This window comes from Acidaminococcus sp. CAG:542, assembly GCF_000437815.1.
Taxonomy (GTDB): Bacteria; Bacillota; Negativicutes; order Acidaminococcales; family Acidaminococcaceae; genus Acidaminococcus.
In genome coordinates, this window is sequence record NZ_FR902032.1 from 10,123 (window position 1) to 15,412 (window position 5,290).

Below are 5,290 nucleotides of genomic sequence, written 5' to 3' on the forward strand. Positions count from 1 at the left end.
ACACTGCCCAGGAAGAACCCTGCCAGTACACCCATACCCCGGTTGCCCATGATGATCATGTCCACATCATCCTTCTCGGCTTCCCCACAAATCCGTTCTGCCGGATCGATGTCAACCACTTTCTTGAAGGTGATGGTGCTGTAGGAAACTTTCTTGGCTTCCCGTTCTGCTTCTTCCAGCGGAGTGGGAGCAGCCGCTTCCAGCGGGATGATATTGCCGTTTTTGTCCTTCCGGGGAGGTTTGATCCGGCTCAGGTCATAAGGCACGTCAATATTGATCACAATGATCTGGGATCCGAATTTGCTGCCAAGTTCCATGGCAAAATCCAGAGCCCGGAGGGCAATTTTCGAACCGTCTACAGGAACCAGGATTTTGTTGATCATAAGATATTCCCCCTTTTCCGGAACAATCTTGGGTTATTTCACAATGAGCACCGGCACATCGGCATACTGGGACACCTTGCTGCTGACGCTGCCCAGGAAGAATTCCGCAATGCCGCTGAGGCCCCGGCTGCCGATGACGATGGCGGAACATTTCTTGTCCTTGCATACGGCCAGCACCCGTTCAGACGGATGGCCCACTTCCAGGTCGAATTCTGCCTTGCCTTTGAAGTCCTTCAGCTTTTCTTTGGCTGTATCCAGGACACTGTTGCCGATTTTCGTCAGTTCTTCATTTCCCTGACTGATGGTTGCCTGATCCAAAGGCACCACCAGCATGGCCGAATTGTTGTAGGGCTGGATTACGTTCACCACCAGCAGTTCTCCCTTGAAGGCTTCCGCCAGTTCCCGGGCTTCCGCCAGGGCTCTCCAGGACGTTTCAGACCCATCCACCGGAACCAAGATTTTTTCAAACATACAACCACCTCCAACGCATTTTTCGTTACAATTTTTTCTTTCTTATAGAGTATATTCACCGAAAGATTGTAAATTCCTGCTTTTTCCGAAAAAAAATTGCTGCCGAAGCAGCAATTTTTTTGTCAGGTTATTTCACTACCATAACAGGGACTTTGGCATACTGGGACACCTTGCTGCTGACACTGCCCAACAGGAATTCCTCCACTCCGCTGAGGCCCCGGCTGCCGATGACGATGGTATCGCAGCCCTTGCTCTTGCAGGCGTCCAGGATCAGTTCCGCCGGGTTCCCGGTTTCTTCCACATATTCCACTTCACCCTTATAGCCGCTGAGTTTTTCCTTGGCCAGTTCCAGGGTGGCAAAACCGGCTTTTTTCATAGCTGCATTGTTCTGATCGATCAGGGTCTGGTCCAGGGACATCTGGAGCAGGCCGCCGGCCCCGTAGGGCAGCATCACCGTAATGACCACCAGGACGCCGTCATATTTTTCCGCCAGGGATTTCCCCGTTTCCAGAGCCTTCCAAGAAGTCTGGGAACCATCCACCGGCACCAGGATTTTTTTGAACATAGAATCTCCCCCTTTATTTCACTACGAATACAGGTACTTCCGCATACTGGGACACTTTGGAGCTGACACTGCCCAACAGGAATTCCGTGATCCCGCTGAGGCCCCGGCTGCCGATGACCACCGAGTCACAGCCGTCTTCCCGGGACTTCTCCAGGATCAGTTCTGCCGGATTTCCTTCACCGTCTTCATAGGAAACCTTGCCATGGAAGCCATATTCCGTGAGTTTTTCTTTGGCCGTATCCAGGACCGCCAGACTGGCTTTTTTCATTTCCCGGTTGCTGCGGTCCATGAGGTTTTGATCCAGGGTAATCTGGAACAGGCTGAGGCTGTTGTACGGTTCCATAACAGTGAATACCCGGATTTCTCCCTGAAATCTGGACGCCAGCGCTGCCGCTGTTTTCAGGGCCTTCCACGCCGTATCCGATCCATCTACCGGCACCAAGATTTTTTGGAACATATACATTCATCCCCTTCCTTGCTCTTTATGGATATTATTCGCCTTTTTGCGAAAAATCCCTTTTATTTTTTGCTTTTTTTCTGATTTCTTTTCTGGTACCGGCGCATTTTCCGATCCGGGGTAAAGCCGTTCTGTCTCCGGGCCAGTTCCAGCGGTTCCGGATCCTCCGCATACTTTTTCCGGGCGTAGAGGAAAAGGGCCGCCAGGGCAGCAATGGGCAGAAGCCCCAAAACCCACCGCATGGTCTGGTCCTGGATTACCACCAGGAAGTCCCACCCCACCACTGCCAGAGGGGTCAGAATGTACCGGGCCAGTTTGGATCCGTTGAAAAACCGCATGGTCAGTCCATAGCAGAGCACAGCCATGGAAAAAGAAACCAGGGTCAGAAGCAGTACAAAAAGAAAAAATTCCATAGGGTCAAAACCTCTTTCTTGAAAATTTGCAGGGATTACAGCTGCACATGATTGGCATCGGCGTTTTCGTGGAGGGCCTGCATTTCTGTAAGGACCAGATTGGCCAGATCCACATGGCGCTGTTCTTTGAGATAGTCATGGTAATGGGACGGTCTGGCGCCAGCTCCCGTATTCAGCATCCCCGGGACCACTTTTCCCTCCCCATCGAAGGAATATTGGGCATAAACGGGAATTACATGGCTGGTTCCATCCCAATACCCGGCTTTTTCATCGTCGCCTGGCTGCTCGCTGAGGACCCGCATCTGAAAGGTGACAGGAGGCAGGTTCCCGGTACGATGATTGATGAACTGGTACAGCCTGGACGTGGCATCCACAAAAGCCTTCTGGTGATTTTTTTCATCAATGACCAGCAGCCGGCGTCCCTTGCCCCCGATCAGGCTCAGACTGCCGTTGGGATCATGACCATAGGAGGTGGCCATCACCTTTCCGGAAAGACCTTCCTGATCCAGGATTTTCTGGACGGTCCCGACAGGGTCTTTGGTTTCCTGTGGCTCCGCCGTTTTTTCCGTCTTTTCCGTTTTGGCTTCCTGAGCCGCCATAGTTGCTGCCTGGGACGCTTCCTGGGATTTCTGATGCTGGAAGTAAAAGGCTCCTCCGCCCAGGAGCAGCAGGACGACAAGCCCTCCTGCCAGGATCCTGTTCCTGTTGGCAGAGGCAGGGTTCCCTCCCGCCGGTGCAGACGGCCGGGTGCTCTCTGCTCCCTGGCTCTGTATTTCCGGAACCGCTTTCCCGCAGGAAGGGCAGAACCGTACCCCGGGCTCCAGTTCCTTCCCGCAGTGAGGACAAAATCTGATCATCTTTTCCAACCTCCTGTCTTATCCATACTGTTTATTATAGCAAAAAGAAGGGGCTGTGAAAAAATGAGAAATCATTTTTTCACAGCCCCTTTCTGTCACTGGTCAGCGGTCACTGGTCACTGGCCGAGTGACCGGGGGTGTGAATTTCTTCACACCCCCCTCTTACCCCAGAACCACACTCCCGATGGGATATCCCACAAAGGTCATCACCAGAATGGCCAGGAGGGCGAAGATGCCTCCCCAGATGAACATATCCCGGGCGGTGGTCCAGCCGGACCCGATGGCCACGGTGTTGATGGTGGACTGGCCCGCCGGGGTCATGTTGCAGATCCCGGCCCCGAAACCGATGAGACACACTACCGCCCCTACGGAAATCACTCCCGCCGGCAGAGCCTGGCACACAGAAAGGGCCACGGCGCTGACTACGGTGGTAGTGACGATATTGGAGGAAAAGTTGGTCTCCAGTACACACCAGGCAAAGAAGAACAAAATCAGCCCCAGGACCGGCAGTCCGCTGGCTACCGGCGCCAGCATGCCGCTGAGCCAGGCCTTGATGCCCATTTCGTTGTGGGTCAGGGCGGACCCCAGCATGGTGGCGGCCCCGGTCATGACGATGGAAGCCCACAGCACCCCTTTGGTCATCACTTCTTTGAAGTTCATAATGGGTTTCCCCTCATGGCGGGCAATGAACAGGATGATGCACCCCAGAAGAGGCGGCATGGCAGTGGTCCAGCTGCTGATCATTTTATACAGGCCCGGATTCCAGCCTTTTACCAGGCTGGGCCCCACCCACAGGAGCACCGTCAGGGCCATGGTGGCCAGGATGATCTTTTCCCGGTTGTCCGCCCGGGGTACAGTGCCCCGGAGTCCCATGGCCTTCTGAGGGTCGATGGCCTGGATATCCGCCGGCCGGTACAGGAACTTGAACACCAGCAGCAGCAAAATCACCAGCAGCACCCCGGTGGGGATCCCCATGGCCATGTACTGGAACTGGTTCACATCCCGTCCGGTGGCTGCCGTATAGTACCCCATGGCCATAGTGGGCCACACATGGCCGATGGCGGTCATCCCAGAGGACAGGCTGATGCAGAAGGCCGTCCCCAGCATGATCATATTGGCAGAAGGGCTCCCCTTCTTCAGCTCCAGCACCTGGAAAATGTCTTCCAGAAAAGGCATGAAGGCCACAAACAGCACGGAAGGAGAAATGAACAGCCCCATGAAAGTCACCGCAAAGAACAGGAAGGTGACAAAAGACCAGGGGCCCCGCCGGGCAATGGCGTTGGTGATGAAGGTCACCGTGCAGCGCCGGACAAAATGGGTCTGGGACAGGGGATACACCAGCATGAAGGTGAACAGCAGGAAGGCCACGGTGGTGTTCCCGAAGGTTCCCTTCAGGGTGTTCCCGAACCCGAAATGGGGCAAAAAGCCCAGAAGGAACACGGTGATCAGACTGGGCCAGTCAATGGAAATGGTGATCCACATCATGAGGGAGGTGAGGAAGATGCCCAGCACCGCCAGCCCCTCCTGGGTCAAGGGAGCCGGTGCCGGCAGCAGTCTTACGGCAAAGCCGGCGGCCAGGGAAGCCGCCAGCCAGAACAGATCTTTTTGGGATTTAGTCATGATTCCCTCTTATTCGTTTTTCAGGATCCGGAAATCCTGGCTTTCCTTGGACAGCTGGAACATAAGCTTCTGCATGTTGGTTTCGCTGAGATCCCCCAGGATGGTCAGGTCGAAAGTGACGGTTTTTTCCGGTTTATTGAAATGGAGCAGTTCCATGTACTGCATGTTGTACCCGTAATCCCCCACCATGTTCAGGATACTGCTCATGGCATTGGGCTGATCCGGACGGGTGAGCCGGACCACCACCCGGGTGCCTCCGGAGTGGATGTCAATGTCTTTGGCCAGCTGAGCAAACAGTTGGGGATTCCAGTCAAAGAGCATGCCGTATTGGTACATCCGGCTGGTTTCCATGATCTTCCGGACCACCGCCAGGTATTCCGGCAGCCGGTCTTCCGGCACGCCCTGGGAGAGTTTTTCCAGAATGGCCTGTTCCCGGTCCGCCCGGTAAATGTTGGTCTCCCCGGCTTCCTGTTTGGCTTCCGCCACCAGTTTGGAACAGTCCAGCCGCTCCATGAGAAGAGCCC

At 54.7% G+C, this 5,290-nt stretch carries 8 protein-coding genes; all 8 read right to left on the reverse strand.

From position 1 onward, the window contains the following. Positions 1-383: universal stress protein (locus tag QVO43_RS01880; RefSeq protein ID WP_288174329.1), on the reverse strand; the 383-nt coding region annotated here is incomplete at its 3' end. 33 nt (positions 384-416) lie between these two features. Then, complete coding sequence (locus QVO43_RS01885) at positions 417-854, reverse strand: universal stress protein (RefSeq protein WP_022486918.1); 438 nt, start codon at positions 852-854, stop codon at positions 417-419. Positions 855-981: 127 nt separating this feature from the next. Then, positions 982-1,419, reverse strand: a complete 438-nt coding sequence (locus tag QVO43_RS01890) for a universal stress protein (protein WP_022486919.1) — start codon at positions 1,417-1,419, stop codon at positions 982-984. Between the two features lie 13 nt (positions 1,420-1,432). Further along, positions 1,433-1,876 (reverse strand): universal stress protein, encoded by a 444-nt coding sequence (locus QVO43_RS01895; protein WP_154487734.1) that lies wholly within the window; start codon positions 1,874-1,876, stop codon positions 1,433-1,435. Between the two features lie 62 nt (positions 1,877-1,938). Beyond that, on the reverse strand, positions 1,939-2,289 hold the full coding sequence (locus tag QVO43_RS01900; RefSeq protein ID WP_022486921.1) for a hypothetical protein: 351 nt from the start codon (positions 2,287-2,289) through the stop codon (positions 1,939-1,941). Positions 2,290-2,324: 35 nt separating this feature from the next. Continuing rightward, positions 2,325-3,146, reverse strand: coding sequence for a zinc ribbon domain-containing protein (locus tag QVO43_RS01905; RefSeq protein WP_022486922.1), 822 nt, complete (start codon positions 3,144-3,146; stop codon positions 2,325-2,327). Positions 3,147-3,308: 162 nt separating this feature from the next. After that, on the reverse strand, positions 3,309-4,766 hold the full coding sequence (locus tag QVO43_RS01910; RefSeq protein WP_022486923.1) for an SLC13 family permease: 1,458 nt from the start codon (positions 4,764-4,766) through the stop codon (positions 3,309-3,311). 9 nt (positions 4,767-4,775) lie between these two features. Next, positions 4,776-5,290, reverse strand: a 515-nt coding sequence (locus QVO43_RS01915; RefSeq protein WP_288174332.1) for a chorismate mutase, incomplete at its 5' end; no start/stop codon positions are given.

Excerpts from the sequence above, each read along its gene's own strand:
- QVO43_RS01890 (WP_022486919.1), bottom strand. The coding sequence starts at position 1,419 with ATGTTCAAAAAAATCCTGGTGCCGGTGGATGGTTCCCAGACTTCTTGG.
- QVO43_RS01895 (WP_154487734.1), bottom strand. The coding sequence starts at position 1,876 with ATGTTCCAAAAAATCTTGGTGCCGGTAGATGGATCGGATACGGCGTGG.
- QVO43_RS01885 (WP_022486918.1), bottom strand. The coding sequence starts at position 854 with ATGTTTGAAAAAATCTTGGTTCCGGTGGATGGGTCTGAAACGTCCTGG.
- QVO43_RS01910 (WP_022486923.1), bottom strand. The coding sequence starts at position 4,766 with ATGACTAAATCCCAAAAAGATCTGTTCTGGCTGGCGGCTTCCCTGGCC.
- QVO43_RS01905 (WP_022486922.1), bottom strand. The coding sequence starts at position 3,146 with ATGATCAGATTTTGTCCTCACTGCGGGAAGGAACTGGAGCCCGGGGTA.
- QVO43_RS01900 (WP_022486921.1), bottom strand. The coding sequence starts at position 2,289 with ATGGAATTTTTTCTTTTTGTACTGCTTCTGACCCTGGTTTCTTTTTCC.